Source organism: Pseudomonas sp. 22490 (assembly GCF_052044465.1).
In the GTDB taxonomy this organism is placed as follows: domain Bacteria; phylum Pseudomonadota; class Gammaproteobacteria; order Pseudomonadales; family Pseudomonadaceae; genus Pseudomonas; species Pseudomonas aeruginosa.
In genome coordinates, this window is the sequence record NZ_JBQENS010000036.1 from 37,418 (window position 1) to 62,776 (window position 25,359).

Consider the following 25,359-nt stretch of genomic DNA (forward strand, 5'->3'; position numbering starts at 1 on the left):
ATTGTCGCCGCCGTGCTGGACCTTAGCTTGTACGCCATGCACCGCTTCAGCCATCAGGTTCCATGGCTGTGGCGCTTGCATGAGCCACATCATAGCGCTGAGCGGCTCTACTGGATGAACGGCGAGCGCCGGCACCCGTTGCATGCCGCCATCATGGCAGGGCCTGGGCTGCTCGTGCTCTTTGCGATGGGCACTCCTTCTGCACTCGTGGCCACCTGGTTCGGCATCCTGACGGTACATTTGGCCTTCCAGCACTCAAATCTGGACTACTCGTTGGGCTGGCTACGGCGCGTCATCGGCGTTGCAGAAACACACCGCTGGCATCACAAACGCGACTTCGAGGATGCGCAGGTCAATTTTGGTGAGTTCTTGCTGGTGTGGGATCAACTGCTTGGAACCTTCTATGACAGCGCAAGCAAGCCCAGCAGCGCCGAAGTAGGACTGCGTGACCGGGACTATCCGACAGGCTATGTGGGTCAGATTGTCGAGCCGTTCAGAAGTCAGTAGCTTGCTCGGTGTCGCTGGCGACTAGCTGGTTAATGAGGATCGACCGGCATGAGTTCGATCAAGGGTTTCAGTTGAACTCTGACACTGGCCAGCCAATTGCCCAGTTCCACCAGATCCTCATCAAGCGACTCGGCTTCCTCCCAGATACTGCCGCCTTCCGTCACAGACACCGATAGTGCCGCACCATCGAGCACCGTTTTCGCCATGGCATGTACCCGCAGGAGGCCATCCCTGAGGCCGCCGATGTTGTTCATTTCCTTCAGCAGCAGATCCAGCCCATCGACTAGACGCAGCAACTGGATGGTGTCGTAGTCGTCATGCAAACGCTCCAGCGCCTCGGCATCTACCTCGCCGTAGGGCGTGACGCGAAATGACGCAGGAGGAATGTTCATCAGGTCATCTCCTCGGTTTCCGCAGTACCGAGCTTGCCAGTGCGGATGGACCCGGCTGCCTGCTGGAACACCGAGTCTTTGATCCAGGGCTCCGGCGGCCGGTTGAGCTTGAGGTTGAACTCGCCGAAACGCTTGACGTTGCTGGTCAAGTAGGGGCTGAGGAAGGACACATCTTCATCGGTGAACTGCCAGCCCTCGCGGGCCAATTTCTGCAGGATCCGCATCATGTCCACAGTGTTCTGCAGGATCACCGACGAGGCCACCATGTCGTTGTAGCGCAGTCGCTTCTGTTGCTCGTCCGGATCGTTCTCGGCGATCACGTCGCCACCGAAGGACAACCACTTGGAGAATCCGTTGTAGGACTCGATCTTGTTGGTGTTCGCGGTAACCTCCTGGCGCAACTCGCGACTGCCGATCCAGGTGAGCAGGAAGATCGTACGGATCACGCTGCCCAGTGCCTGTGCCGCGTGGTAGAGCTTGTTACGCCGGCTGTAGGAACCGAGTTTTCGCAGCAACATAGGCGAGGAGATTTTGCCCGCCTGGATCGATAGCGCGACCTGCATCAAATCCTGCCAATGGGTTTCAATCAGGTGCCAGTCGGCGGTGTCGGTGAACAGGCGGTTGATATGCTTATACGCAGCGCCGCGATCCGGCCGGCACATCACCAGGTCGCGCCAATTGCGGATGCGTGGCATCAGGTTGATACCAAGCAGATGAGTGAAGGCGAACACCGTGGCCGACTGGCCCTGGGTATCGGAATACACCGTATCAGCTTCGACGCTGAGATCGGCCTTGAGCAGCCCCTCGATTACATAAATTGCCTCCCAGATGCCCGGGGGGATGAAGTGCTGGAATACAGCGATGTAGTTGTTGGCCACATGCCGATAGGCAACGGCTCCCATCTTGCGGTAGCGGAAGTGGTAGCCGGCCAGCAGGTTGTCGTCATAGAAGTCGAACTGGGTGCCGTCCGCAGCCACCGCCTTGCCATCGCCCCAGAGTTTGGGCAGATCGAGCTGCAGGTAGAGCTCCACCAGCTCGCGGTTAGCCTTGTCCAGTTTCTCCAGCGAGAGGTGACGGCGATTGGTATAGGAAAGCATGTGGGGGGTGACATTACCGGCCAGATGCCGCGCGGCCTGGCTGGGGCCGAGGTTGCAACCCATGGCGAAGATCGTCATCAGGTAGCGCTCGGCAGGTTCTTTGAGCTTTGGCTCGTTGCCGGACATCGGCCCGAAATGTCGAGTGAACTGAATCCAGTGCTCGATGTTGGCCATGATGTCGAGTACGTGCCTGGCCGGCATGCGTTGCATGAGGGCCGTCTGTAGCGAGATGGCCGATGGCGGGATGTCGCGCGCCGTCACTCGGCGCAATACCGGTTCGCCGGCTTCGTTGATCGATACGTCCCCTCGGCAAGAGGGGAATTTGTCATCCAGTTGCTGCGCGGTTTCCTCCAACTGGGTCTTGAGGGAGGTAACAAATTCCTTCGCCGTGCCAGGCAGTTCCATCTTTTCGCAGTAGGCTGGTAGTCGCTGGAGACATTCGTCCCAGGGTAGCAACTGCTTGCGATAGTCGGCGAAGGATTCCGACCCTTGTACGCACATGTCACCGGATCGCAGTTCGTTGGCCAGGTAGGAGAATACGCAAACTTCCAGATAGCGCCGGTTGGTCGGTGGCCCCTCACTGGCAGGACGACGAACGACCTTGACCCAGCGCTCCGACGCAAACGACAAGTCGACGTGCTCGTCGATCCACACGCGGTGCAAATTCTCGCTGTCCTGTATCAGTTGAAGTGCCTGAACCAGCGACCGATCCTGAGTCGTGGGCTCCAGTTGGAGAAGGTGGCTGAGACGGAACAACAGCGAGCGATGGGACCTGAAATGCTTCCAGATCAACGGCAGGTAGTTATTACCGCCGGTAGCCTGGACTTCGGCACAGGTTTCGCGTAACCGTTCCAGGTTGCCGTCGGGGGAGAGGTATTCCCGAATCAGGCTACCTGCCTCTTGGTCATCCGGTTCCTGAACCAAAATCTGCACCACACCGTCCAGGGTGGCCGCCAGCTGCTCCAGCTTCTGACGTTGCCGTGCTTGGATTTGCTCTAGTTCTTCCTTGGCACGTTTGTGAATCGTAGAGATTCGCCGGATGAACATCTCGGCTAGGTGATCCCGAGTCCGCACGCGCATCCGATAGATCAAGGCAAGCATCAGCGTGTAACGCTTCGGCAGCGAACAGTCCTTAAGCTCGGCGACGTCCGACGCCGCAGCTTGGGCAGCGAAGTGGCGGATTTTGGTATCGACGATTCCATCAAAAATGGCATCTAGATTCCCAAAGCTCTCGAGCCAAGCCATGTGATCTATCAGCACTTCCAAGTGTTTGCGGGATGGCTTCTTGGGTGCCTGCTTGAGGGCGTTGAAGTCACTTTGGCGTCGCCCGAAATCCGTTTCGAGCAGTTCTTTCAGTTTGTAGACCACCTCAATTGGCGCCCTGGTCACAACGAGATTGAATAGCCGCTCCTGCATTGCAACTAAGGCATCCTCAGCAGCGTCATTGAGGGTGGAATAGGCTGGGAGTTCGTAGCTGCGCTGCAGCAACTCGCCGATCAGCACATTGATGATATCCGCCCGCTGGTCGAGTACCTCGGCAGATTCGTGCGCAAGGTGGAGAGCTATGGTGAGCGCTTCACTACCATAGAAAGCCTTGATCTGGAGGTACTCACGAATGGCCGCCTGATGCCTATAAAAAGTACGCGAGTTGGTATAGCGGGAAGTGATACGAGGGCCAAAACCGAGTGTATTCCTGATGTGGTCAGTGATTTCTGGAGGTATCTCGTCTAGGGGAGGAAAGTAATGGAGCTCTTGGAATACCTTGAGCTGGACTGCCAGCCCAAGGGAAAGGGCTGGGCTACGAGCTGTCCTGGAAATCCAGTCAAGCTCTCCTGAGGAAAGCGAATAGTTGCGGTGTAAGTCCTTCGCACTGAGGGTAGTTGCTAGTCGTGGATATGCCGTTCTCTCCAAAGCCGCCATCGCTCAGCCCCTATGCATGCAAATAGATCAGCATAGACGCTTCCGGGCATGAGGCAGGCGGGACAAACAGGCCAAGTGAAATTCTATTTATATCAATAGGATAGAACCACTATGTCCTAATTTTCCTTTATCTCGGCATGACCCCATAGAAGGGTGGTCACTACGCCAGCGCGTCGGGCACCGGGTTGCGGAAGAAGCTGGTCCGGCAAGCGAGATAGACCGCCCCCAGGCCCAGCCAGCTACAGCCCATGATCAGCGCGTCTTTATCCAGGCTGACCAGCATCCACCCGGCCGTGACCAGGCCAACGAGCGGGCAGAGCACCCCGCGCAACAAGCCCGCCCCGTCTCCGAGGCGGGTATCGAAGGAGAGCCGCAACGCGCAAAGGTTGACTGCGCTGAAGGCGAGAAACGCGCCGAAATTGACCAGGGACGTCGCGGTGGCGATCGTCAGGGCAAAACCCGCGCAGCCGAAAATGCCGCAGAGCAGAATGTTGAAGGCCGGGGTCTTGTAGCGAGGATGCAGGACACCGAACAGCTTGCGCGGCAGTTGGTTGTCCCGCCCCAGGGCGTACAGCAGCCGGCCCACGCTGGCCTGGAACGACATGCCTGCGGCGAAGTGGGCGATGATGATCCCCGCCAGGACCACGGCGAAGAACAGGTCGCCGCCGATCATGCGGGCGATCTCGAAGGCGGCGCCGTCCACATGCTCGAAGGCGGGGGAGGGGTGCGCCAGGTACATGAAGTACGACGAGCCGACGTAGACCGAACCGCCGATCAATGCGACCAGCAGGATCGCGCGCGGCAGTGTCCGGCCCGGGTCGCGGGTCTCCTCGCTGAGCGTGGACAGCGCGTCGAAGCCCAGGAACGAGTACGCGGCAATGGCGGCGCCGGCCATGCTGGTGGCGAAGGACACGTCCGGGTTGAAGAACGGCTTGGCCGACAGCAGCCCGCCAGGGCCGTTGGCCGCGACGATGTAGTGCACGCACAGGCTGATGAACACGACGATGATGGCCAGTTGCGCGACCATCAACAGCACGTTGAAGCGGTTGGCGACCTGGATGCCCAGGATATTAAGCAGCGAGGTGGAGACGATGAAGCCGATGATCCACACCCATTGCGGCACCTCTGGAAAGGCCATGTTGAGGTAGCTGGCGCCGAGCAGCCAGATCAGCATCGGGATGAAGAAGTAATCGAGCAGGGCGGCCCAGCCCACCATGAAGCCGAGGTTCGCGCTCAGCATCTTGCGGGTATAGGTGTAGGCCGAACCGGCGACCGGGAACACCCTGACCAGCCGGCCATAGCTCAAGGCCGTGAACACCACGCCGATTGCCGCGATCAGGTAGGCCATCGCAGTGGTGTTGCCGCTGGCCTGCGTGATCACGCCATAGGTGCCGAACACGATCAACGGAGCGAGGAACGCCAGACCGAACAGCAGAACGGAAAACGGACCCAGCGTGCGCTTCAATGAAGCGCCGGCGATTGATTCGCTCATGACGGGCCTCCTTCACGCTACGTAGTGGTAAGCGGCGGCGACGATTTCACGGTAGGTCTCCACCGTCATTTGCTTGGCATTGCTGCCGTCGGAGAAATTCTTCTTCGACTTTTCGGCGATGCTCAGGAAGTCTTCCTCGCGCACGCCTTTCACCTCGGCGAAGCGGGGGATGCCCAGGTCCTTGCTCATCTGGAACAGGTAGCCAACGGCGGCCTCGGCGGCCTCGGCCGGCGAGAGGTTGGGGTCGATACCCAATGCGTAGGCGACCTGCGCGTGGCGGGTGATGTCGGCGTCGCGGTTATGGCCGAACACGAAGGGCAGGAAGATCGCGTTGCCCACGCCGTGTGGCGTGTCGTACATGCCACCGATGGCTTCGGAAATGCAGTGCACGCTGCCGACGTCCGCGTTACCGAAGGCCATGCCGGCGATCAGGCTGGCCACCAGCATTTGCTCGCGTGCATGCAGGTTGCCCGGCTCCAGTACGGCGGGCCTGAGGTATTGGCTGATCAGGCGGATGGCATGCAGCGCCAGCCCGTCGCTGATCGGATTCGACACACGGCAGGTGTAGGCTTCGATGGCGTGGGTGAGGGCATCCATGCCGGTTGCGGCGGCAATCGATGCAGGCAGCGTGTCGAGAATGCGGGAGTCGAGCAATGCCAGAACGGGGCCCACCCGGTAGTCCTGGACGCTCATCTTGAAATGCCGGGCGGTATCGGTGATCACCGAGAAACAGGTCACTTCGCTGCCGGTTCCGGCGGTGGTCGGGATGGCGACGATAGGCGGGATGGCGTGCCTGAGGGTGAAAGAGCCCTCGTAGTCTTCGATCCGACCCTCGTGGGTCAGCAGCAGGCTGATCGCCTTGGCCGCGTCCATCGCGCTGCCGCCGCCGATGGCCAGCAGGCCTTGGATACCTTTGCCGCGATACAGCTGCGCCGCCTGGTTGATGTCTTCGCTGCGAGGGTTTGCCTTGACGTCCGATATCTCGTCGAACGCGATCTCCCACTCATTCAGGCTGGCATACACGCCATTCAACAGGCCTGCGGCCTTTACCCCGGCGTCCGTCACGATCAGCACATGCGCCATGCCGAGTTCCCGCAGGTATTCGCCGGTGCGCTCACGCAGGTCGGGTCCCATCACGACTTTGGCGGGGAGTAAGAACTTGAATTCCATACGTACCTCTTGCTCGATTTTTGTCGTTGTTGAACGGCAGTGGAGGAATTCACGCGCAGGGCGAACCAACGGCTCCGGCGTGTGATGCATGGCTCTGCGGTCGAGAATCAACCGGGAACCTTTTTGTCTTATGTGGGCCTGGATAAGCACGAACTTCGAAAAGCCCCATGCAAGTCCCGAGGTGTAAAAAGAGGGGCGGCACCCACCCGCCCCTGAAGGGATGTTCCGTACTAATGCATTTGGCCTGCGAGCAGGGAAAGCAGCGTTCCTGTCAGGCAGGCGGGGAAGTCATGCCCCATTCCCGGCAACAGCACCAAGCGTGCCCTGGGAATGGCCGCCGCCGTGGCGAAGCCTCCGCTGGTGGCGACCATGAGGTCTTTCTCAGCATGGATGACCAGCGTGTTGCAGCGAATTCGCTGGAGTTCCTGCGTTCGGTCGCCCGAGTTGATGATGGCGCCGATCTGCCTCGCCATCCCGAGGTTGCTCGCTTCCCCGCCGCCTCGCTCCCAGGCTTGCATGGCGTAGTCGCGATGGGCCTGCTCGTCCCATTCCAGCGTCGTACCGACGGAACGCATGATCTCCACATAGTCGCGAACGCTCTCCCGCTGGTTCCGGGGAGGACGCCGGAGAAGCTGCAAGATGGTCTTGAACGCTGGCTGGCCTACTCGCAGCGATCCTGTCGTCGAGAAGATGGACGCCAGGCTCATGACTCGCTGCGGATAACGAGCGGCAAGTGTCTGGGCGATCATGCCGCCCATCGACATCCCTACGACGTGCGCCGCACCCAGGCGCAGGCCATCCATGAGGCCGATCACATCGTCGGCCATGTCGCCCAGGTCATACCCCGCAGTCGGTTTGCGGAAGAACTGTTGCAGGGTCGAGGGCGGGGTGACCTCGGTGAAGAAAGACCTGCCCGAGTCACGGTTGTCCAGCGTGATCACGCGCAGGCCCCGCTCGACCAGGCCGGCGATGAGCGCTTCAGGCCAGTAGATCAATTGCAGCCCCAGGCCGACGATGAGGATGACCGCAGGCGCGGTTTCCGGACCGTGGCTGCGATAGCAGAGGCTACGCTTGCCCGGTAGCTCGCAGAACCGATCCGCAGTCATCGCCCGCCGCCCTGAGTCTGAAGCGCCACGCTTCTGTGCAGGTAGGCGTCAGGCACCGTGCTGAACCGGAGGCATTCGTCGGCGACCTTCCCTCGGCGCAAAAGCTTGATGTCACGGAAGTAATCCATCGACATCACCCAGGGCTCGCGAGGCCCCTGGCGCGGCATGCTATCCAATGCCCGCTGGACATATCCGGCCCCGAAATCCAGCAGGGGACGGGTTTCGACACCATCCGGCGCCTTCGGCTCGCAGACGTTATGGCCCTGGCTGTCCATGAAGCCCAGCAAGCGACAGAAGTGGTCGCACAGCAGGCATACTTTCAGCGTCCAGGATGAGTTGGTATAGCCCACCGCAAAGGCAAAATTGGGTACGCCGGAAAGCATCGTGCCCTTGTACGCCAGCGTCTGGCTCAACACTACCGGCTCGCCATCCTTGTGCAGGGCGATACCGCCGAACAACTGCACGTTCAGACCGGTGGCCGTGATGATGATATCGGCCTTCAGTTCCGTGCCGGACTTGAGCAAGACACCGGACTCGGTAAAGCGCTCGATATGGTCGGTAACGACCGAGGCTTTACCTGCACTGATGGCCTTGAAAAGATCGCCTTCGGGAACCGAGCACAAGCGTTGGTCCCAGGGCTTGTAGGGCGGGTTGAAATGAACGTCGACCGGATAGCCCTTCGGTAATTCTCTACGGGTCAGCCATATGAGCAGCTTGCGGGCGAGCCCGGGGAAGCGCTGGCAGAATCGCCAGAAGACCAGGGTGATCTTGGCATTCTTGTAGCGCGTCAGTGAGTAGGCGGTTTGCGCCGGCAGAATCTTGCGAAGAAAAGCGGCAACGGAATCGTTGGCGGGCTGGTTGACGATATAGGAGGGCGTCCGCTGCAACATGGTGATGCTGGCGACCTCGTCGGCCATGGCGGGAATCAGGGTCACCGCCGTTGCGCCGCTGCCGATGACCACCACATGCTTGCCCCGATAGTCCAAGCGCTCGGGCCAGTGTTGCGGGTGGATGATTTGCCCCTTGAACTGCTCCGCGCCCTCGAAGCGTGGGCTGAAGCCTTGGTCATAACGGTAGTAGCCGCCTGCGCTGAACAGCCAGCGGCATTCGATGGTGCGGGTTTCTGCCGTGTGGCCGTCCTCGACGCATACTGCCCACAGCCCTTTGTCGCTCTGCCAATTCGCCGAGACCACTTTCTGCCGGTACTGGATGAAGGGGTCCAACTGGTATTCAGCGACGGCTTCTCGCAGGTATTCGAGAATGTCGGCGGCATCCGCCAGAGATTTCGCCTTGGTCCAAGGCTTGAAGTCGAAGCCGAAGGTGTACAGGTCCGAGTCGGAGCGTATGCCGGGATAGCGGAACAGGTCCCAGGTGCCGCCCATTCGCTCCCGGGACTCGAGAATCGCAAACACCTTGTGCGGCTGGTGACGTCGAAGGTAAGCCGCAGCGCCGATGCCAGACACACCGGCTCCTATGATCAGAACATCGAGCGGCTCAATTGGAAGAGCAGTGTGAGAGGACATGTCGCCTCCTATTGTTGTGTTATAGAGACTTGATCTTTTGACTTGATCGTTTGACCAGAATAGGCGCGAGCGAGTTGCTGGTACAAGGTGCGAAATGCACCAGGTTTCCATCGGTTTGGGTTTATTTGCACCTAGGTGCCGCAGCCAGTTCCCGCCAGGCCATGGCGGAAGGCCTGTTGCATGGACGAGAAGCGCACAGTCAACTTGCAGGACTATGAGGGGGAAGGACCGGCGAGATAGCCGCCCAGGATTCCGCTGGAAGCGGAGGCGGGGAGAGGAGAACTAGAAGAGGCGCCGCACCTGAACTGGCAAGAGGCCCGAAGAGCAGGGGCACGGCGAACCGTGTCACCATGCCCCTCTCTAGAGATGCGCCTTCGAAAAGATCAGAAGCTGGCCACCAACAGCTTCACAGCCTGGCAGGCGGCTTCGGTCTCGGCATTCAGCCGCTCCTGGTCACCATGGGCGGACCAGGCGAGAAGCAAGCCATCGAACAGGTTGATGAGCAAGCGACTGACAGTGGCCAGCGCTTCCTGGTCCAGCACCGAGCCAGCGACCTGTTCAATGGCCTGCTTCGTCGCTTCGACGGAATCGGTGTAGATCTTGCTCGCCATAGCGGGGTTGTTACGCAGATTCCAGAAAAACAGCTCGAACTGCGTAGTCGCCAGTTCCGGATGCGTGGTGAACCACCCGACCAACTGGCGCAATATCTCTGCTACCGAGTCTGCCGCCGTGGCTCCCGCCGTAACATGCAGCAAGGACTGCTGTGGCTTGTCTATCAGGGACTCATAGACCGCGTCGAACAATTCGTCCTTGGTGTGGAAGACATAGTGCAGGGAGGCCAATGGAGAATTCGCCGCGGCCGCGATGCGACGGGTAGTGGCATTCGCCACACCATATTCCGCGATCACCTTCACGGCGGCCTCAATAAAGTCTTGCCTGCGCACTTCGGCGCCCACTCGAGCCATTCAGCTTCTCCTTCTTCGGTGTTGCCGCCAGGCGACTGGTCCGCTGTCGACCGGGACGAATGCTAACGCATGGCCGTCCCCCAATCCATGAGTCGACACGCTTGAGGACCGAGGCAGCGACCCTTTGTCTCTCCAGATGTTTCGCTCCGACCGCCGGCGATGCGTAGCCGAAGCGGAACAGGATCGAGCCTGGGCAATCCGCTATCGCCAGCGCGAACCCGCGTAGAGCCGGATCTTGATTCGGCTGGCCTTTCCTGAGCGCCGAGATGCCACGCAGAATTATTAATCGTTTGACTTGATCACGTGATCATGTCGTATGATCAAACCTCCTTTCCTCGCCAGGCGCAAGGAGAGGGCGGTCTGACCGCATGAGAGTGAACGCTCATGGGCTGAGGTTGATTGCGGAAGCCCTGCAGAACAATGACAACACCACACAGGTAGGCATCAGATGAGTACGCGAAGATTGACGACAGTCAGCTGCGACACCCCGATCGAGCAGGTAGTGGAAATCATCAGGCGTGATGGCGCTGTCGCTATTTGCAACTTCGTCTCGGAAGAAACCTTGAAGTCTCTTACCGAGGACCTGGACAGCTATCTGGGCGTTACCCCCTGCGGCATGGACCCTTACTTCGCCGGCACCCAGACTCGACGTACCGCGCGGATCCTGGCGAAAAGCGACTCCGCCGTGGAAGTGGCACTGAACCCCCTGTTCCTCGAGACGGCAAAGCAGGTATTGCAGACTCCCACCCATGTCTGGGTAGGGAACGATCGGGTCGAGATCACGCCCGATATCCAACTGAGCATGACCCAGGCGATACAGATCGGGCCTGGACAAGGTCTTCAACCCCTGCATCGCGACGATGCCACTTCGCTCTGGCGGCATCCGCAGTATGGTCGCGAGGCTCGCTTGCAGCTCATGCTGGCGATTACCGACTTCACCGAAGAGAACGGCGCGACGCGGGTCATTCCTGGCAGTCATCAATGGGATGACGAACGGATGCCCACCCAGGAAGAAACCATCGGCGCAGAAATGAAGGCAGGCACTGCGCTTCTCTGGCTGGGATCGGTATATCACGGTGGTGGCGCCAACAGATCCGACGCTCCTCGCACAGGCCTGACCATGGCCTATGACCTGGCCTTCCTGCGCCTGGAAGAAAACCACTTCCTTTCCATACCCGTCGAGCGCGTTCGGCAGCTCCCCTCGCAAATGCAGCGTCTGCTGGGATGGAGTGCCAGTTCCACGCTACTGGGTTGGGTGGAGATCGATGGTCAGATGCGTGACCCGCAAGAGCTGTTGGGCATGCCCTCCTTTTCCGAGGCGGGGAAGGGGTTCTAGCGGCACTGCCATGGATCGGCCCATGAGAGGAACAACGTCCGGCAACCCGGGAGTGATGTGAATGAATGCCTTCAACGGAGCGGCACGCAACAATGCAGAACCCATGAGATTCCGCAGCCTTGGCGGATGGGTGGAGCAGCCAGACGACCTGCAGCCGGCGCTGAAAGGCCACGAGCACGCAGACGTAGTCGTGGTCGGCGCCGGGTTCGCCGGCCTGTCAACGGCGCTGGAACTAAGGGCGCGTGGAGCGAACGTCATCGTTCTGGAACAGCAGTTCGCAGGCTTCGGGGCCAGCGGGCGCAATGCCGGCTATCTGCTCGGCAGCATGGGCATAGAATGCGAGGTTTTCGTCAAGCGAGTGGGGCTTGAGCAGGCACGTAAGTTCGTCGGTTTCTATGACGAGGCCGTCACCTATGTGGAAGAGCGTTTGGCTGCGCTGGACATCGATTGCGATTACACGCCCTCGGGAATCATCCGGGCCGCCGTCCATCCCAGCCAGGAAAAGCGACTGCGAGCGAACATGGAGCTTGGCCACGCGCTGGGCTCTGTCACGCGCTTCGTGGATAGCGCCGAGATGCGCGCGCGAGGCATACCGCCCGCATTCCTGTTTGGCAGCGAGCAGCGTGGCGGCACCTTGAATCCGGGAAAGTACGTCAACGGCCTGCGTCGTGCGGCAATCAAGGCTGGCGTGAAATTGTACGAACGCACGCCGGTGCTTTCCTACTGTGAAGGGCAGGTGATTACCTGCAATACGGCCCAGGGTATCGCCACCGCCCCTGTAATGGTTCTGGCGACCAACGCCTACACGCCTCAGCTGGGAGTGCTCCGCAACAAGGTTGCACCGATCCGGGTTTCGGCAATCGAAACCCAGCCGCTATCGGCGGAGCAACTGGCGTCCCTGGGTTGGCAAGAGCGTGAAGGCCTCATTACGCCGCACTACACCATGGAAAGTCATCGCCTGACGGCCCATGACACCCTGCTGCTGACCGTGAAGCAATTGGGTTATGCCTACGGCTCGAAGACACCCAATGTTCCGGACCACGCCGCCTACGCCGCGTTGTCGAGAGTGTTGCGCGAGCGTTTTCCTTCCTTGCAGGGCCTTGCCATTCGGCATTGCTGGAGCGGGTATATCAGCGGGGCCTACGACTTCCTCCCCGTGGTCGGGGTGACAGGGGCCAGGCAGAACATCTTCTATACGGCGGGATGTTCAGGGCATGGCCTTGCCACTCAATCGCTCATGGGCGCGCTTTTCGCCGAGCGAATCGGCGGTGGAGAGCCTCCGCTGCTAGCGGCGCTGGAACACAAGACGCCATCCATGCTACCCGAACCACTTCAATGGTGCGCCATAAAGACGGCCTTTGCGGCCGCCAGGCTACTGGATGCATGGACCGACAAGAAAGTGCGCAAAGACAAAGCCTTGAACGGCTGATAACGATGCGGGGAGTTAATGGGGTTATGCCCGTACTCCCTTGCACCGATTAGACACAAGGCATCGATACAACTCTATCTGAAGGGGCAGTTAACGTGGAACCGAGAGACTTGTTCGCTCTGCTCTCATGTATTCTCCTGGTGATTTCCGGATTGTTTTATGGCGCTGCATTCATCAGGCGGAAAAACTATTTGCTTGGCCTGGAGTTCTTGATCGTAGGTATCTCGGCATCGAACTTCACTACATTCATAGCCACCGGCTGGCAAGCCAACTACAACATCGCGATCTTTCTCGACGCCTTTTCGCGAGGGGTGGGAGTGCCAGTTATCGCTACGCTCGGGCTAATGGCAGTTACCCACGATTACAAACCGTCGCCCGCCAAGGACATCCTCATTTTTGTAGCTGGCTTTGCCGCTACCGGCGTCTATTTCCTGTCTGGAATCATCGAGGGATTCCTCCCTTATTTCTATGTATTCATGTGGTCAGCCTATACCTTGTATCTTTGCTACTTCACCTTGCAACTGGCCCGTGCAGGCGAAGCCCTCCATACTCTGGCCACCATCGCTGGCGGGCTGGCGGGCCTGGTAGTAGCGCTCAGATATGACTTCTTCCCGATTCCGGGAGACGACACGAAGATGGTCTTCATGACCATGGCCTTCCTGGCTTGGTCCTATTCCATGGTGCAGTTGTACTATGCCTATGGTGCGCTGGAGCGTTCGAACAAGGTATACGGCCAAGCGTTTCCTCGTCCGCGATAAACAATACGGCGCGACAAGTTTTTCTTTCTGACCCGATAACCTGGCAGAACTGTTCTGCTGTAACTCCATGGCAGGCCCTGGCCCTGCCTTTTACCGCCCTTCGGGGCGGTTTTTTTTGCAGGCATTACATCCGCTATAGTCCCGCTCCGCCGCGGAGCGTGCATTGTCGGATAAAGTTGCTCGATTCATGACCGGTCATATCCGATCGCTCCCTCTGACCCGAGGCGAAACGACAATTGAAAATGCCCGAGCCGATATCTACGAAAGTTCCCCTCAAGCTCTCTTGTGCCCTGTTACCAAGCATCTCCAGGTAACACATGTTTCTTTACTTCCCAAGGTGGTGCACAGGGCACTGGGCCTGGAACAGAACTTTTTCCATAACCGCCTGATTTATAACAATTAAAAAAACATGAAAGAGAACTGGCATATGGTTTGCCTCATGATCGTCCGACATGGTCAATTGATCAGGTCAAATGATCATTATCGACAGGAGCCGACTTCTTCCCCTTGGGAGGTCGAGCAACCGGTCCATGCCCTGTGTGAGGAGCCATCCAATGAAAGATGTAACTGAACGGCTGGAAGGTGAAGCGCCCACCCGTCGTGTTTTCCAGCAGCAGTTGTTCATGACCCTCGCGGTATCGACCGTGCTCTGTTCGGTCCAGGCTGCGCCCCAGGGCCCCGAGGCGCTGGGGTCGAAACTGACTCCCTTGGGCGGGGAGATCGCAGCGAGTGCAAGCGGGGATATTCCTGCCTGGACGCAGCCTGGACAGCAGGACGAGGGATGGAGCTACGGCCAGGTGCGAGGAGAGCACTGGAAGTTCAAGGGCGACAAGCCGCTCTACAGCATCGACGCGAACAATCTCGCGCAACACTCGAGCAAGCTGTCCCCCGGACAGGTCGAGCTGTTCAAGAGGATTCCCGGCTATCGCATGGATGTGTATCCGACCCGTCGGACCTGTAGCGCTCCGGACTTCGTGGTCGAGAACACCCGGCAGAACGTTGGTTTCGCCAAGCTCGATGCTGCCGGCCTCGCTCTGGACGAGGCTCACGTTCCGGGCATCCCGTTCCCCATGCCGAGTACCGGTGCCGAGGTGATGTGGAACATGAAGATGCGCTACCGCGGCGTTGGCGTCGAAATTCCCCGGACCATTTCCGGAATTTCTCCACGCAAAGGGGGGGAATGGTTACGTCAGTCGACAGATACCTTCTTCTTCACGCCCTGGGGGAAAAAGGGGAGTGCGCTCTTCTCGTCAGTTGGCCGCCTGGAGAATGCGACCTTCTTCAACTACCTCGAGCCGGCTGCTCTGGCCGGCCAGTCCGCGGTACAGACTGCCGTGGCCGGCGAACAGGCCACGACCTTCTACTACTTCCCCGGCCAGCGCCGCGTGCGGCGAATGCCGTCGTACTCCTACGATGCGCCACAGATCGGCCTGGATAACCAGTACACCGTCGACGAGGCGAACGTCTTCTTCGGCACCATGGACCGTTTCGACTGGAAGCTGATCGGCAAGCAGGAGTTGCTGGTGCCTTACAACGATTTCGGTGCCTACGACACTGGCGCCAAGGTGGAGACGTTTGCCGGCAACGACTCGATCGCGCCGCAGTCGCGTCGCTATGAGCTGCATCGGGTCTGGGTCGTCGAGGCCAATGTCCGTCAAGGCATGCGCCATCAGGCGCCGAAGCGCATGTTCTACATCGACGAGGACAGCTGGAACCCGTTGCTGGCCGTGGACTACGACAAGCAAGGGCAGATCTGGAAAGTGCGCGAAGGGTTCTCGATTCCCGTGTACGAGACAGGCGCCTGCGACGTCCAGGCCCAGGTCCAGTACAACCTGGCGGATGGCCGCTACCTCTTCGACATGACCTCGATCGGTGCGGGCAAGAACGATATTCGCTGGCTCACCGAAGACAATGGCTCCCCCCGCCTGAAGCGTGACTTCTTCACCTCCGACAATCTGCGAGCCATCAGCGAGCGCTAACCGACGCCAGATCGAGAGCCAGCATGAAAAAAATAATTACGAAAGCCTCAGGCCTTGTCATCGCGTGCACAACCCCACTGGCAATGGGATTCACGTTCGAAACCGAAACCCTCAATGGCTCCTTCGACTCCACGATCACCGCAGGCATGGGTCTGCGTACCGAGTCACGGGGCTGCAACCTGATCAACCAGGGACCGACCGGGCACAACGCGCCCTCCGGCTGCCTGGCGCAGAGCTCCGGCGTGGCCGACCAGGGCGACCTGAACTACGACCGCGGCGACATGTTCACCAACTACCTCAAGGGCACCCATGAGCTGTTGCTGAAGATGCCCGAGGACATCACCTTCATGGCGCGCGGCACCTGGATCCGCGACTTCGCTGCCACCGATACCACCGGCACGCTGTCGTTCAACACCCCGGAGAGCGTCGGCAGCAACGGGCTGAGCGACGACGCCCGCGACGACCTCGCGTTCAAGGCCCGCCTGCTGGACCTGTGGGTGAGCAAAGGCTTCGACGTGGGCGGGCAGCGGGTCCGCGCACGCCTGGGCAACCAGGTGATCAACTGGGGCGAAAGCCTGTTCGTGGCCGGTGGCATCAACAATACCAACGCCTACGATTACCAGGCCTTGGCGCGCCCCGGCGTGCAGCTCAAGGAGGCCGTGCTGCCGGCGCCGATGCTCAGTGTCGCGTCGGGCCTGGGCTCGGGTGTCAACGTCGAGGCCTACTATCAATTCCGCTGGAACAAGAGCGAATTGCCGCCGGTGGGCAGCTACTGGTCCACCACCAACGCGCTGGGTGAGGGCAGGGGGGACTACGGATTCTCCGAAAAGGACGCCCGCGACAGCGGCCAGTGGGGCCTTTCGCTGCGCTGGCAGCCGGAGGACAGCGACGTCGCCTATGGCTTCTACGTGATGCGTTATCACGACAAGTTGCCATCGTTGCGTGTCGCCATTCTCGACCCGAACACCTTCGCGGCGGCACCGACCTGGGAGTACCAGGAAGACCGGATGATGTACGGCATCAGTGCCAACATGCCGATCGGTGACTGGGCCGTCGGTACGGAGCTGTCGTACCGGCCGAAGGACTCGGTCATGCTCAACCCGGTCATCGACCTGTGTACCGGCAACGGCGGCAAATGCTGGAAGGACGAGAAGAAATTCCAGTGGCACCTGACAGGCCTGTACAGCTTCACGCCGTCCAATTCCCCGACGCTTCTGGATTTCAGCGGGGCCAGCACGGGCAGCTTGCTGACCGAACTGGTGGTCATCAAGTACCCGGGGCTGCATGACGAGGTCAATGGCGAACCGCTCGCCGCGGGACTCAATGCCTGGCAGCTGGATCCTGCCAGAGCGCCGAAGTCCCGTGGCGACAAGACCTCTTCAGGGATCAACCTGGACTTCAGCCTGACCTATGACGGCACCTTGTTGCCGGGCTGGCAGGTCACGCCGGGCGTCTTCTATGCACGGTCGCTGGGAGGACGGACACCGAACCTCAGCGCAACCTTCACCGAGGACGCGAGCAGCATGAACCTGTACCTGAACTTCGTGCGGAACCCGGCCAGTTGGCAGATTTCCCTCAACTACGCGAAGTTCATGGGCGGTGAGACGCCCTACGACCAGCTTTATCGTGACCGCGATTATGTCGGCATCGCGATCTCCCGCACCTTGTGAGGCTTGCCGTGAACGGTTCTGTAAAGCTACCTGAGGCCCCGACACGTGGCCTGTTGTCATATGTCGAAGGTGTGTTGTTCAGGCATCGCCGGCTGGTGCTGGCGAGCCTGGCGGTATTCACGCTGATCATGGGCTGGTTCGCCGTACAGCTGCGCATGGATGCCGGCTTCGAAAAGCAATTGCCAGTAGGCCACGAATACATCGAGACATTCGAGGCCTACCGCAATGACCTGCTGGGGGCGAACCGACTGACCATCGTGGTCAAGGCCCGAGAGGGCGATATCTGGAGCGCCCCGGGCCTGAAGCGGCTGTATGACGTCACCCAGGCGGTGACCTTCCTCCCGGGAGTATCGCGCAGCAGCGTGCGCTCCCTGTGGACGCCCAACGCCTTCGTCAACGAAATCACCGAGGAAGGTTTTCGTGCTGATCCGCTGGTACCCGGAACGGTTTCTCCCGAGCACCTGGATGACCGGATCATCGCGAAGATCGCCAACTCCACTGCCCAGGGCGGCTTCATCGGTACGCTGGTTTCCCGGGACCAGAGCAGCGCGATGATCACGGTGGAACTCAACGAGTACGATAGCCAGGGCGCCCATCTGGACTACGTAACCTTCAACCATCGGCTGGAGAAAGAGATCCGCCAGCGCTTCGAAGACGGCGATTTCGAAATCCAGATCATCGGTTTCGCCAAGCAGATCGGCGACATCGCCGACGGAGCTTCAGCCGTGCTGGAGTTCTGTTTGCTGGCGTTGCTGCTGACGGCGGGGGCGGTGTACTGGTATTGCCACTCGCTGCGTTTCACCTTGCTGGCACTGGTCTGTTCGCTGGCCTCGCTGGTCTGGCAGTTCGGCAGCCTGCGCCTGTTGGGCTACGGGCTCGATCCGCTGGCAGTGCTGGTGCCCTTCCTGGTGTTCGCCATCGGGGTTTCCCATGGCGTGCAGCAAATCAACTTCATCGTGCGCGAGATCGCCATCGGCAAGAGCGCCGAAGAGGCGGCACGCTCGAGCTTCACCGGGTTGCTGGTTCCCGGGACGCTGGCGCTGGTGACCGCGCTGGTTTCCTTCGTGACGCTGCTGTTGATCCCGATCCCGATGGTGCGGGAACTGGCGATCACGGCTTCGCTTGGCGTGGCCTACAAGATCGTCACCAACCTGGTGATGTTGCCGTTGATGGCGTCGTTGCTGCGCGTCGACGACAAGTACGCAGCCGCCCAGGAGGTTTCCCGGCAGCGTCGCAGCCGTTGGCTGCGGGGCCTGGCCCGGCTCGCCGAGCCACGCAAGGCGCAGTGGGTGCTCGGCGCAGCCTTGGCGGTGTTCCTGGCGGCGATCTGGCAAAGCCATGACCGCGTCGTCGGCACGCTGCAGGCGGGTGCGCCGGAGTTGCGCGAGGACTCGCGCTTCAATCGCGACGCGGTCTCCATCGCCAGCAACTACGACATTGGCCTGGACTGGCTCAGCGTGGTGTTCGAAGTCGACAAGGCTCCTTCCGAGGTGGCCTGCGAGGATGTTGCCCTGGGCCAGTACCAGGATCGTTTCGTGTGGGCCATGCAGGGGGTGCCCGGCGTCCTCTCGGTCGCGTCCTTTTCCACCACCATGCGTCAGTTCAACGAGGGCTACAACGAAGGCAACCCGAAGATGGCGGCGGTGCCCATCGACCCGATGAACTACGCCGCGCTGGCCACCGAGGTTGCGCGAACCCCCGGGCTGATGCGCACCGATTGCAGCATGTCGGCCGTGCACCTGTACCTGGCCGATCACAAGGCCACGACCATCAACCGAGTGGTGGACGCCGCCAAGGCCTTCCGCAGCGAGTATCCGATGTCAGGCATTTCGATTCGCCTCGCCTCCGGCAACGCCGGCGTCCTGGCAGCGATCAACGAAGAGGTGGAGAAGAGCGAAACCCCCATGCTGCTTTACGTCTATGCCGCCATCGCCTTGCTGGTGTTCGTGGTCTATCGCGACTTGCGGGCAGTCCTGGTGTGTTGCCTGCCGCTGACCATCGGCACCTTCATTGGCTACTGGTTCATGAAGGAGCTGCAGATCGGCCTGACCATCGCCACCTTGCCGGTGATGGTGCTGGCAGTGGGCATTGGCGTCGATTACGCCTTCTACATCTACAACCGCCTGCAACTGCACCTGGCCCATGGCCAGACGATCACCAAGGCGGTGGAGTACGCGCTGCTCGAGGTGGGCGTCGCCACCATTTTCACCGCCATCACCTTGGCCGTTGGCGTGGCCACCTGGGCCTTCTCGGAGCTCAAGTTCCAGGCCGACATGGGCAAGCTGCTGGCCTTCATGTTCGTCGTCAACATGGTCATGGCCATGACCGTGCTGCCGGCCTTCGCCGTATGGCTGGAGCGGGCGTTCCCGCGCAAACGTCCCGTGCGCATGATCGGCGCGCTGGTGCACTGAGGAGAGAAGCATGAAGTTCAGGGTTTCATTCACCGCGGCCTTGCTCGCAGCAGGATTGCCGCTGATGTCTCTCCAGGCCGCGCCGTTGCAGGCCGTGCCGGCCGTGCAGGCGGGCAATGCCACGCAGGCCACCATGCTGGCCGCCGGCTGGGCCGGAGAGCGGGTGGTTGCCGTGGGCGACCACGGTGTCGTGTTGTTGTCCGACGACCAGGGCAGGCAGTGGCGCCAGGCACGCTCGGTCCCACTATCCACGCCATTGACGGGTGTGTCCTTCGTGGATGCCAGGCACGGCTGGGCGGTGGGTCACTGGGGGGCGATCCTGTCCACCGCCGACGGCGGGGAATCCTGGCAGGTCCAGCACCTGTCGAGCGAAGAAGACCGGCCGCTGTTCGCCGTGCACTTTTTCGATGCCCGGCAGGGCGTTGCGGTAGGGCTCTGGTCGTTGGTGCTGACCACCGAGGATGGCGGCAAGACATGGACGGAGCAGCCGTTGCAAGCGCCTCCAGGAGCCAAGCGGGCCGACCTCAACCTGATGGGGCTGTTTGCCGACAACCACGGCAGCCTGTACGCCACGGCCGAGCATGGGCAGGTGCTGCGCTCCGACGACCAGGGGAACAACTGGCGTTACCTGGATACCGGCTATGAGGGCACCCTGTGGTCTGGCGCGGTGCTGGCCGATGGGCGTCTGCTGCTGGGTGGTCAGCGTGGCACCCTGTTGCAGGGCTCTGCCGATGGCAAGGCTTTTCGCAGAGTGCCAACGCAAGGCAAGGGCTCGGTCACATCCATAGCAGTGGCTGGCGCTCGGGTACTGGCGGTCGGGCTTGACGGACTGAAGGTACGGAGCAGGGATGGTGGAAACAGTTTCCAGGAAGCACCGTCGGCTGACGGCCTTTCGCTGACGGCGGCGCTGTTCAACGCCGACGGCACGCCGCTGCTGTTTTCACGTCGCGGAGTAATGCCCCGCCAGGAATGAAAGTGTTCACCGGCCTCTTTGCTTGTCCGGGGACGCGGTTGGGCCTGGCGCCTTCGGGGCCAGGCCGGCCAGCGTGGAAGGCTTCTAGAGCTGGAGATAGTCGGCCAGGTCTGCGTAGTTATGTTGCCACAGGCCTGGGCTGCCATTGGGGTACTGGGAGCGGAAGCCGAGGATCTTCTGAACGCGCGGAGCAAGCGTTCTGACCAGTTCGAGCGGCACGATCAACGGGTAGGCCTCTTCAGGCGTGATGATCGAAGCCTGCATCGGGATGGTCAGCCCGCGACGGTAGAAGTCAGCGGTCACGTTGGCCCCGCCGCCATGAACGACTTTCCCGCCGAACAGCACGGCATCTCCTGCTTTCAACAGGGCAGGGATCGTCATTTCTGGGGTTCCTACATCGTCGAAGTCATCCCAGTCCTGGCTCCCGGGGATCAAGCGCGTGGCACCGTTTTCCTCGGTGAAATCGGTCAGCGCCAGCATCAGGTTGGTGATGGTGCGCGGCGCATGTTTATTCATGGCCACGAACGGTTGGTACTGCGCCATGTCGCGGTGCAGCATTTGCGCTTTGTTGCCTGGGCCGATCTCGATCAACTGGGCCGTGGTCAGCCACCAGTCACCGCACTCCGCGGCGTAGAGCACGTTCCCCAGGTCGTGAAAGAGGTCGTCATCGAGGATCTCCTCGCGAAAGGTCTTGCTGTGGGTGACGAGGTTGGTGAGCCGTTTGGTCTGGCGGCCATGGAACTCGGCGATCAGCTCGTGCTGGTGCTTGGAGCCGGCCTCGAGCGCGGCCAGGGGAGCGTCCAGTTCGTTGTTGATCCGTGCGACTTGTTCGGGGGTCATGAAGTTGCGGATGATCACCGCACCTGCCTGGTCGCTCAGCAGTGCAATCTCTTGCGCTGGAGTCGAGCGGGTTACGACGGGCAGGCTGAAGGTATCGCGAGAGGCTGACATTGAAAGAACTCCGGATTGAAGGAACGGTTGGCGCAGGCGGGTCGCTGCCCGGGCAACGGGCACCGGCGAACAAGCCCGCTTGCCACTGCGCTAAACCCCAAAAAAAGAACATGGAGCGTCACGGCGCCTCCTTGTATTTTTTTGTTCAGGCAGTGAGTTCATGCTAGGTTTCCCCCAACCTTGCGCCAAGGTACGAACTGCACCATTTCCTCTGTGATTTTTGAGTGTTTTGCACCGCCCATGACCAGTACGCCATCCTCCTGGCCACGCCCATCGGAAGCCGTTCGTGAACTCATGCGCAAAGGCGCCGAGCTCGCTCAGACGCTGCCGCCGGAGTGGGTCGAGCGCCTCAATCAGGCGCTGTTCTCTTCACCGGAAGATGCCAAGCTGCTGGAGGACCCGGTCATCCTCGCGGCGTGCCGGCGCGCCAACCGCGCAGAGTTGCTGCATTGGGCGAACGCCAATCTGCAGCGCCCCGGAGAACCGGTGCAACCCTACGTCTCGGCCGACATGGTGGACACGGCCAGGGAACTCGCCCGCAGAGGGCTGTCCGAGCTGCTGATGAATGTCGCGAGGTCGACACAGAACACCGCCTGGGAGCTATGGATGAAGATGGCCTTCAACCTGACGCAGGATCCCAGGGTGCTTGAGGAATTCCTGGAGGTCTCGTCGCGGTCCATCTCGGAGTTCATCGACAGCAACATGCGTGTGGTGACCCAGATCATCCTCGAAGAAAAGAGCGCCCAGGCCCATGACGACCCGATCGACAAACGAAGCCTGGTCAGTCGGCTGCTCGAGGGCAGGGATGTGGATACGGAGCAATTCGGCAGGCGGCTGGGCTACAGCCTTTTCCAGAAGCACTACGCCGGCCTGGTCTGGTGCGAAAGCCCGGACGCCGAGATCCGCCTTCTGGAGGATGTGGCGCGTACCCTGGCGCAACTCACGGGCACGGCGGCGCCGTTGATCGTATTCGCCGGCCCCGCGACCCTGTGGGTCTGGAGCCATGCGGCGAAACCGCTGGACCTGAACCTGCTGCAAGGCATCGCACTGCGGTTTTCAGGGATTCGCGCGGCAATCGGCTCGCCGGGCACGGGAGTCAATGGCTTCCGTCGCTCGCATCTGGAGGCCCTGACGACGCAAAGGCTGATGGGCCGCCTGGCGGGCGCACCCGCCGTTGCCACCATCGACCAGGTGAGGATGGTGTCGCTGATGACCCAGGACGACCGCGCGGCCAGGCAGTTCGTCTTGAGCACCCTGGGGCGGCTGGCGACGGAGCCTTCGGTGCTTCAGCGCTCGCTGCACGCCTTCCTGGCCAATGGCTGCAATGTCACCCAGACCGCAGAAGCGCTGGGCACGCATCGCAACACATTGCTGCGCCGGCTGGAGCGTGCCCAGGACCTGTTGCCCGTCCGGCTTGCCGATCATCGCATTCAGATCGCCGCGGCCCTTGAACTGGTGATCTGGAGTACTCCCCTGATCGATGATGATAAATAACCATAAAGACCGAACGCGCTCTTCACAGTAAAAAGGATGCCCCGGTCAGGAAAAGACCGCCAATAAGGAAGAGGGTGATCAGACGAGTGCTGAGCCTGAGAGGAGGCTGATGCTCGACAGTCTTGTCCAGGGCGAAATAAAGCTTTCTGAGTATTTGCCGCTCATCGATATCGTCTGCATCGAATATTGAATCGATCACCGAGTCCGCGCTTGGAAATGGGTTATGCAAGAGCGGAGCGACATCGAATGCACTTTTCTGGAGCGCACGCGCGGAAAGCAGAGCCGAAGTGACCAGGGCCGCAAGCGCTGCGATAGCAAGAACCACCTCCAGGGGAGTAATCATGCTGATACTGGCCGAAGTGCCAAAGCGAAGCATGGTCCCATATAGAGTTATCACGCCGGCGAGGGCACCGAGTGACAACGTGAACATGAGGCGAAGGTAGACCGTCACCAGGTTCCTTGAGGAAGAAACCTGCTCAAGATAGATTTTCACCAGTGCTTCAATGGTCAGTCGGCGCGCTTCGAATACAAGCCGACGCTCGTCGGGGGAGGGGCTAGGTGACATCCGTCGTCCTTCTGCTATGGTTGCCTGCTCGTTTCATCTTCGAATAGAAAGATGAGTCCCGCCAGAGCACTTTTTGAATATTCAATGCAGGACGGCGCTTGCTGCAGCAGCGCCGTCATCGTCAATGGAACATACCTACAATTTCATCTTCATGTCATGTTCCGGTTTCGACTCAAGACAGCGGACGTCGTCCCAATGCATTCAACGTCGATCTATCCATTCGACTGTTGATTGCCAATCCATTGTCCAGACGGAGTGCCAGAGCAGCCGGCAGGCTGCGAATATGCGGCATAGATGGACCGTCATGGCTGCGGGACATTCAGCGTGAGGATGAGTATTTGCTCATGATGGGCCCGTATCGGCGATACAGCATTTCATGCAGTGGGCTCCGTGCAGAGGCGGTACCGAAGATCGGCAGCAGGCATCTTGTGCGAGTGCTGCCGGAATAGCCGTCGATGTCCATGCCGTTGCGACAGCACCGGGCTCAGTGCCGAAACGCCTGAAGAGGTTGCGATGAGATCCACCGGGCTGATCTGCACCGGCATGTTGGGACGATAGCTGATCTCTCCGGCCAGCGTGGTGCCGGTGTTGAGCATGGTGCTGAAGCTCAGGCCGTAGAGGCGAATATCCTCTGGGTACTCGATGAAGTACTTGGAGGTGCTCAGGTCGCCAACTGAGGTCGCGCTTTGCGTGCTGAAGTAGGGCTGCCGGCTGTGGTAGTTGATGAAGTAGGCGGCGAATTCGCTGTCCAGCTCGGCGACGTACCAGCGTAATGCCGCCCCCATTGGCCACCGTCCCGGGCGTCGCGGTCGCCGGCCCTGGGAATGGTGGCGCCGAGGGGGTGTCCAGCCCCTCGCAGCCATCGGCAACCACATCGACCGGCGCGAAGAAGGTGCCGCAGTTGTCGATCACCGTCTGATCCCATTCCAGCTGGTAGAAGCCTTCGACCGAGACTTCCTCGGTGATCCCCTGTGACAGGTAGAGCATGCTGACCGGGATCAGCCCTTCCTTGACCTCGGCACCGGGCCTGCGGAACGCCGCCACATCCACCGGGTTGATGCTGTCCACCTGTCTACCCAGACGCGTGGTGCCCGGTAAATCGCCGATCTGGTAGTTGTGGTAGAGGAAGGCGTCCAGCAGTTCGGCTCCGGAAGACTGGGCAGCCTCTTTGCGGTTGTGGTCTTCGATGTCCTTGAACGGGCGGCCCTCGTCCTTCAGCTCGAGGTCGTACCAGTACTTGCCTCGCACGAACATGCCGCTTTCGCCGTACTTGAGCTCGAGATCATGAATACCCTTAAGGACCTTGGAGAAGGTTTCCCCCTTCTTGAAGTTACGCCTGCCGTCGTCGGACGCCGGGTCGTGGAGCAGATCGGGATCGGGATTGCGCAGTGCCCAGCTCGCGCCCACCGATAGATTCGAGTCGAACTGGCCTTCGATCTCTCCGATCTGGAAGGTCACTGCCGCGGCCGTGCCGCTGCAGGTGGCAAGCGTGATGGCGAAGGCAAGGCGGGCCCCGCTCCATGATGGTTGTAGGGACTTCATGGTTTTGCACTACCTCTTGTTATTGTTGTTGCTGGTGTTTTTCGGGCGCAGCAGGGCCTGCTGGCCGATTGAGGCGTCG

18 protein-coding genes and 1 pseudogene are annotated in these 25,359 nt (G+C 60.5%); 9 read left to right on the plus strand and 10 right to left on the minus strand.

Features of this window, described 5'->3' with window-relative positions; all coding sequences use genetic code 11:
• On the plus strand, window positions 1-507 hold the full coding sequence (locus ACTJJX_RS29190) for a sterol desaturase family protein (protein WP_254916413.1): 507 nt from the start codon (window positions 1-3) through the stop codon (window positions 505-507).
• A gap of 29 nt (window positions 508-536) precedes the next feature.
• Here ACTJJX_RS29190 and tnpC read toward each other — a convergent pair whose 3' ends face one another.
• The 7 genes from tnpC to ACTJJX_RS29225 all read right to left on the minus strand — a co-directional run bounded on the left by tnpC (window position 537) and on the right by ACTJJX_RS29225 (window position 10,172).
• The gene (tnpC, locus tag ACTJJX_RS29195; RefSeq protein WP_003117279.1) at window positions 537-899 is read right to left on the minus strand and encodes a Tn3 family transposase post-transcriptional regulator TnpC; all 363 of its coding nucleotides are present in this window, start codon (window positions 897-899) and stop codon (window positions 537-539) included.
• Complete coding sequence (locus ACTJJX_RS29200; RefSeq protein ID WP_003117278.1) at window positions 899-3,916, minus strand: Tn3-like element ISPa42 family transposase; 3,018 nt, start codon at window positions 3,914-3,916, stop codon at window positions 899-901. The genes tnpC and ACTJJX_RS29200 overlap by 1 nt, the downstream gene beginning before the upstream one ends.
• A gap of 160 nt (window positions 3,917-4,076) precedes the next feature.
• On the minus strand, window positions 4,077-5,408 hold the full coding sequence (locus ACTJJX_RS29205) for an APC family permease (protein ID WP_016851645.1): 1,332 nt from the start codon (window positions 5,406-5,408) through the stop codon (window positions 4,077-4,079).
• 12 nt (window positions 5,409-5,420) lie between these two features.
• Window positions 5,421-6,578, minus strand: a complete 1,158-nt coding sequence (locus ACTJJX_RS29210; RefSeq protein ID WP_003158800.1) for an iron-containing alcohol dehydrogenase — start codon at window positions 6,576-6,578, stop codon at window positions 5,421-5,423.
• Between the two features lie 230 nt (window positions 6,579-6,808).
• Entirely contained in the window at window positions 6,809-7,684 is an 876-nt protein-coding gene (locus tag ACTJJX_RS29215; RefSeq protein WP_004349746.1) for an alpha/beta fold hydrolase, read from the minus strand.
• A complete protein-coding gene (locus tag ACTJJX_RS29220; protein ID WP_004349748.1) occupies window positions 7,681-9,207 on the minus strand; it encodes a flavin-containing monooxygenase in 1,527 nt (508 codons plus the stop codon). The genes ACTJJX_RS29215 and ACTJJX_RS29220 overlap by 4 nt, the downstream gene beginning before the upstream one ends.
• Before the next feature lie 383 nt (window positions 9,208-9,590).
• The gene (locus ACTJJX_RS29225; RefSeq protein WP_003122773.1) at window positions 9,591-10,172 is read right to left on the minus strand and encodes a TetR/AcrR family transcriptional regulator; all 582 of its coding nucleotides are present in this window, start codon (window positions 10,170-10,172) and stop codon (window positions 9,591-9,593) included.
• 448 nt (window positions 10,173-10,620) lie between these two features.
• On the opposite strand from ACTJJX_RS29225, the gene ACTJJX_RS29230 reads away from it, so the two are divergent.
• The 7 genes from ACTJJX_RS29230 to ACTJJX_RS29260 all read left to right on the plus strand — a co-directional run bounded on the left by ACTJJX_RS29230 (window position 10,621) and on the right by ACTJJX_RS29260 (window position 20,728).
• Window positions 10,621-11,508, plus strand: coding sequence for a phytanoyl-CoA dioxygenase family protein (locus ACTJJX_RS29230; RefSeq protein ID WP_003158799.1), 888 nt, complete (start codon window positions 10,621-10,623; stop codon window positions 11,506-11,508).
• 61 nt (window positions 11,509-11,569) lie between these two features.
• Entirely contained in the window at window positions 11,570-12,937 is a 1,368-nt protein-coding gene (locus ACTJJX_RS29235; RefSeq protein WP_003122771.1) for an NAD(P)/FAD-dependent oxidoreductase, read from the plus strand.
• A 110-nt stretch (window positions 12,938-13,047) separates the two neighbouring features.
• A complete protein-coding gene (locus tag ACTJJX_RS29240) occupies window positions 13,048-13,695 on the plus strand; it encodes a hypothetical protein (RefSeq protein WP_003122770.1) in 648 nt (215 codons plus the stop codon).
• Between the two features lie 554 nt (window positions 13,696-14,249).
• The gene (locus tag ACTJJX_RS29245; RefSeq protein WP_003089182.1) at window positions 14,250-15,674 is read left to right on the plus strand and encodes a DUF1329 domain-containing protein; all 1,425 of its coding nucleotides are present in this window, start codon (window positions 14,250-14,252) and stop codon (window positions 15,672-15,674) included.
• 23 nt (window positions 15,675-15,697) lie between these two features.
• A complete protein-coding gene (locus ACTJJX_RS29250) occupies window positions 15,698-17,344 on the plus strand; it encodes a DUF1302 domain-containing protein (RefSeq protein ID WP_003089183.1) in 1,647 nt (548 codons plus the stop codon).
• 8 nt (window positions 17,345-17,352) lie between these two features.
• Window positions 17,353-19,755 carry an efflux RND transporter permease subunit gene (locus ACTJJX_RS29255; RefSeq protein WP_023082917.1) on the plus strand — a complete coding sequence of 801 codons (2,403 nt, stop codon included), beginning with the start codon at window positions 17,353-17,355 and terminating at the stop codon, window positions 19,753-19,755.
• A gap of 10 nt (window positions 19,756-19,765) precedes the next feature.
• Entirely contained in the window at window positions 19,766-20,728 is a 963-nt protein-coding gene (locus ACTJJX_RS29260; protein ID WP_016851644.1) for a WD40/YVTN/BNR-like repeat-containing protein, read from the plus strand.
• An 84-nt stretch (window positions 20,729-20,812) separates the two neighbouring features.
• Here the strand turns inward: ACTJJX_RS29260 and ACTJJX_RS29265 are convergent, their stop codons facing one another.
• On the minus strand, window positions 20,813-21,679 hold the full coding sequence (locus ACTJJX_RS29265) for a phytanoyl-CoA dioxygenase family protein (protein WP_003089190.1): 867 nt from the start codon (window positions 21,677-21,679) through the stop codon (window positions 20,813-20,815).
• Between the two features lie 294 nt (window positions 21,680-21,973).
• Here ACTJJX_RS29265 and ACTJJX_RS29270 point away from each other — a divergent pair, with 294 nt between their 5' ends.
• Window positions 21,974-23,173, plus strand: coding sequence for a PucR family transcriptional regulator (locus ACTJJX_RS29270; protein ID WP_003160255.1), 1,200 nt, complete (start codon window positions 21,974-21,976; stop codon window positions 23,171-23,173).
• Between the two features lie 22 nt (window positions 23,174-23,195).
• On the opposite strand, the gene ACTJJX_RS29275 is transcribed toward ACTJJX_RS29270, so the two are convergent.
• Together ACTJJX_RS29275 and ACTJJX_RS29280 are read right to left on the minus strand one after the other, a co-directional pair.
• Window positions 23,196-23,738 carry a hypothetical protein gene (locus ACTJJX_RS29275; protein WP_003122765.1) on the minus strand — a complete coding sequence of 181 codons (543 nt, stop codon included), beginning with the start codon at window positions 23,736-23,738 and terminating at the stop codon, window positions 23,196-23,198.
• Window positions 23,739-24,187: 449 nt separating this feature from the next.
• Window positions 24,188-25,280: pseudogene (locus ACTJJX_RS29280) on the minus strand (DUF1302 domain-containing protein); the annotation flags it as partial.
• Window positions 25,281-25,359: the final 79 nt, after the last annotated feature.

What these genes read in the sequence shown, in the direction of transcription:
- tnpC (WP_003117279.1), bottom strand. Translation starts at nt 899, where the DNA reads ATGAACATTCCTCCTGCGTCATTTCGCGTCACGCCCTACGGCGAGGTA.
- ACTJJX_RS29200 (WP_003117278.1), bottom strand. Translation starts at nt 3,916, where the DNA reads ATGGCGGCTTTGGAGAGAACGGCATATCCACGACTAGCAACTACCCTC.
- ACTJJX_RS29205 (WP_016851645.1), bottom strand. Translation starts at nt 5,408, where the DNA reads ATGAGCGAATCAATCGCCGGCGCTTCATTGAAGCGCACGCTGGGTCCG.
- ACTJJX_RS29210 (WP_003158800.1), bottom strand. Translation starts at nt 6,578, where the DNA reads ATGGAATTCAAGTTCTTACTCCCCGCCAAAGTCGTGATGGGACCCGAC.
- ACTJJX_RS29215 (WP_004349746.1), bottom strand. Translation starts at nt 7,684, where the DNA reads ATGACTGCGGATCGGTTCTGCGAGCTACCGGGCAAGCGTAGCCTCTGC.
- ACTJJX_RS29220 (WP_004349748.1), bottom strand. Translation starts at nt 9,207, where the DNA reads ATGTCCTCTCACACTGCTCTTCCAATTGAGCCGCTCGATGTTCTGATC.
- ACTJJX_RS29225 (WP_003122773.1), bottom strand. Translation starts at nt 10,172, where the DNA reads ATGGCTCGAGTGGGCGCCGAAGTGCGCAGGCAAGACTTTATTGAGGCC.
- ACTJJX_RS29230 (WP_003158799.1), top strand. Translation starts at nt 10,621, where the DNA reads ATGAGTACGCGAAGATTGACGACAGTCAGCTGCGACACCCCGATCGAG.
- ACTJJX_RS29235 (WP_003122771.1), top strand. Translation starts at nt 11,570, where the DNA reads ATGAATGCCTTCAACGGAGCGGCACGCAACAATGCAGAACCCATGAGA.
- ACTJJX_RS29245 (WP_003089182.1), top strand. Translation starts at nt 14,250, where the DNA reads ATGAAAGATGTAACTGAACGGCTGGAAGGTGAAGCGCCCACCCGTCGT.
- ACTJJX_RS29250 (WP_003089183.1), top strand. Translation starts at nt 15,698, where the DNA reads ATGAAAAAAATAATTACGAAAGCCTCAGGCCTTGTCATCGCGTGCACA.
- ACTJJX_RS29260 (WP_016851644.1), top strand. Translation starts at nt 19,766, where the DNA reads ATGAAGTTCAGGGTTTCATTCACCGCGGCCTTGCTCGCAGCAGGATTG.
- ACTJJX_RS29265 (WP_003089190.1), bottom strand. Translation starts at nt 21,679, where the DNA reads ATGTCAGCCTCTCGCGATACCTTCAGCCTGCCCGTCGTAACCCGCTCG.
- ACTJJX_RS29270 (WP_003160255.1), top strand. Translation starts at nt 21,974, where the DNA reads ATGCGCAAAGGCGCCGAGCTCGCTCAGACGCTGCCGCCGGAGTGGGTC.
- ACTJJX_RS29275 (WP_003122765.1), bottom strand. Translation starts at nt 23,738, where the DNA reads ATGTCACCTAGCCCCTCCCCCGACGAGCGTCGGCTTGTATTCGAAGCG.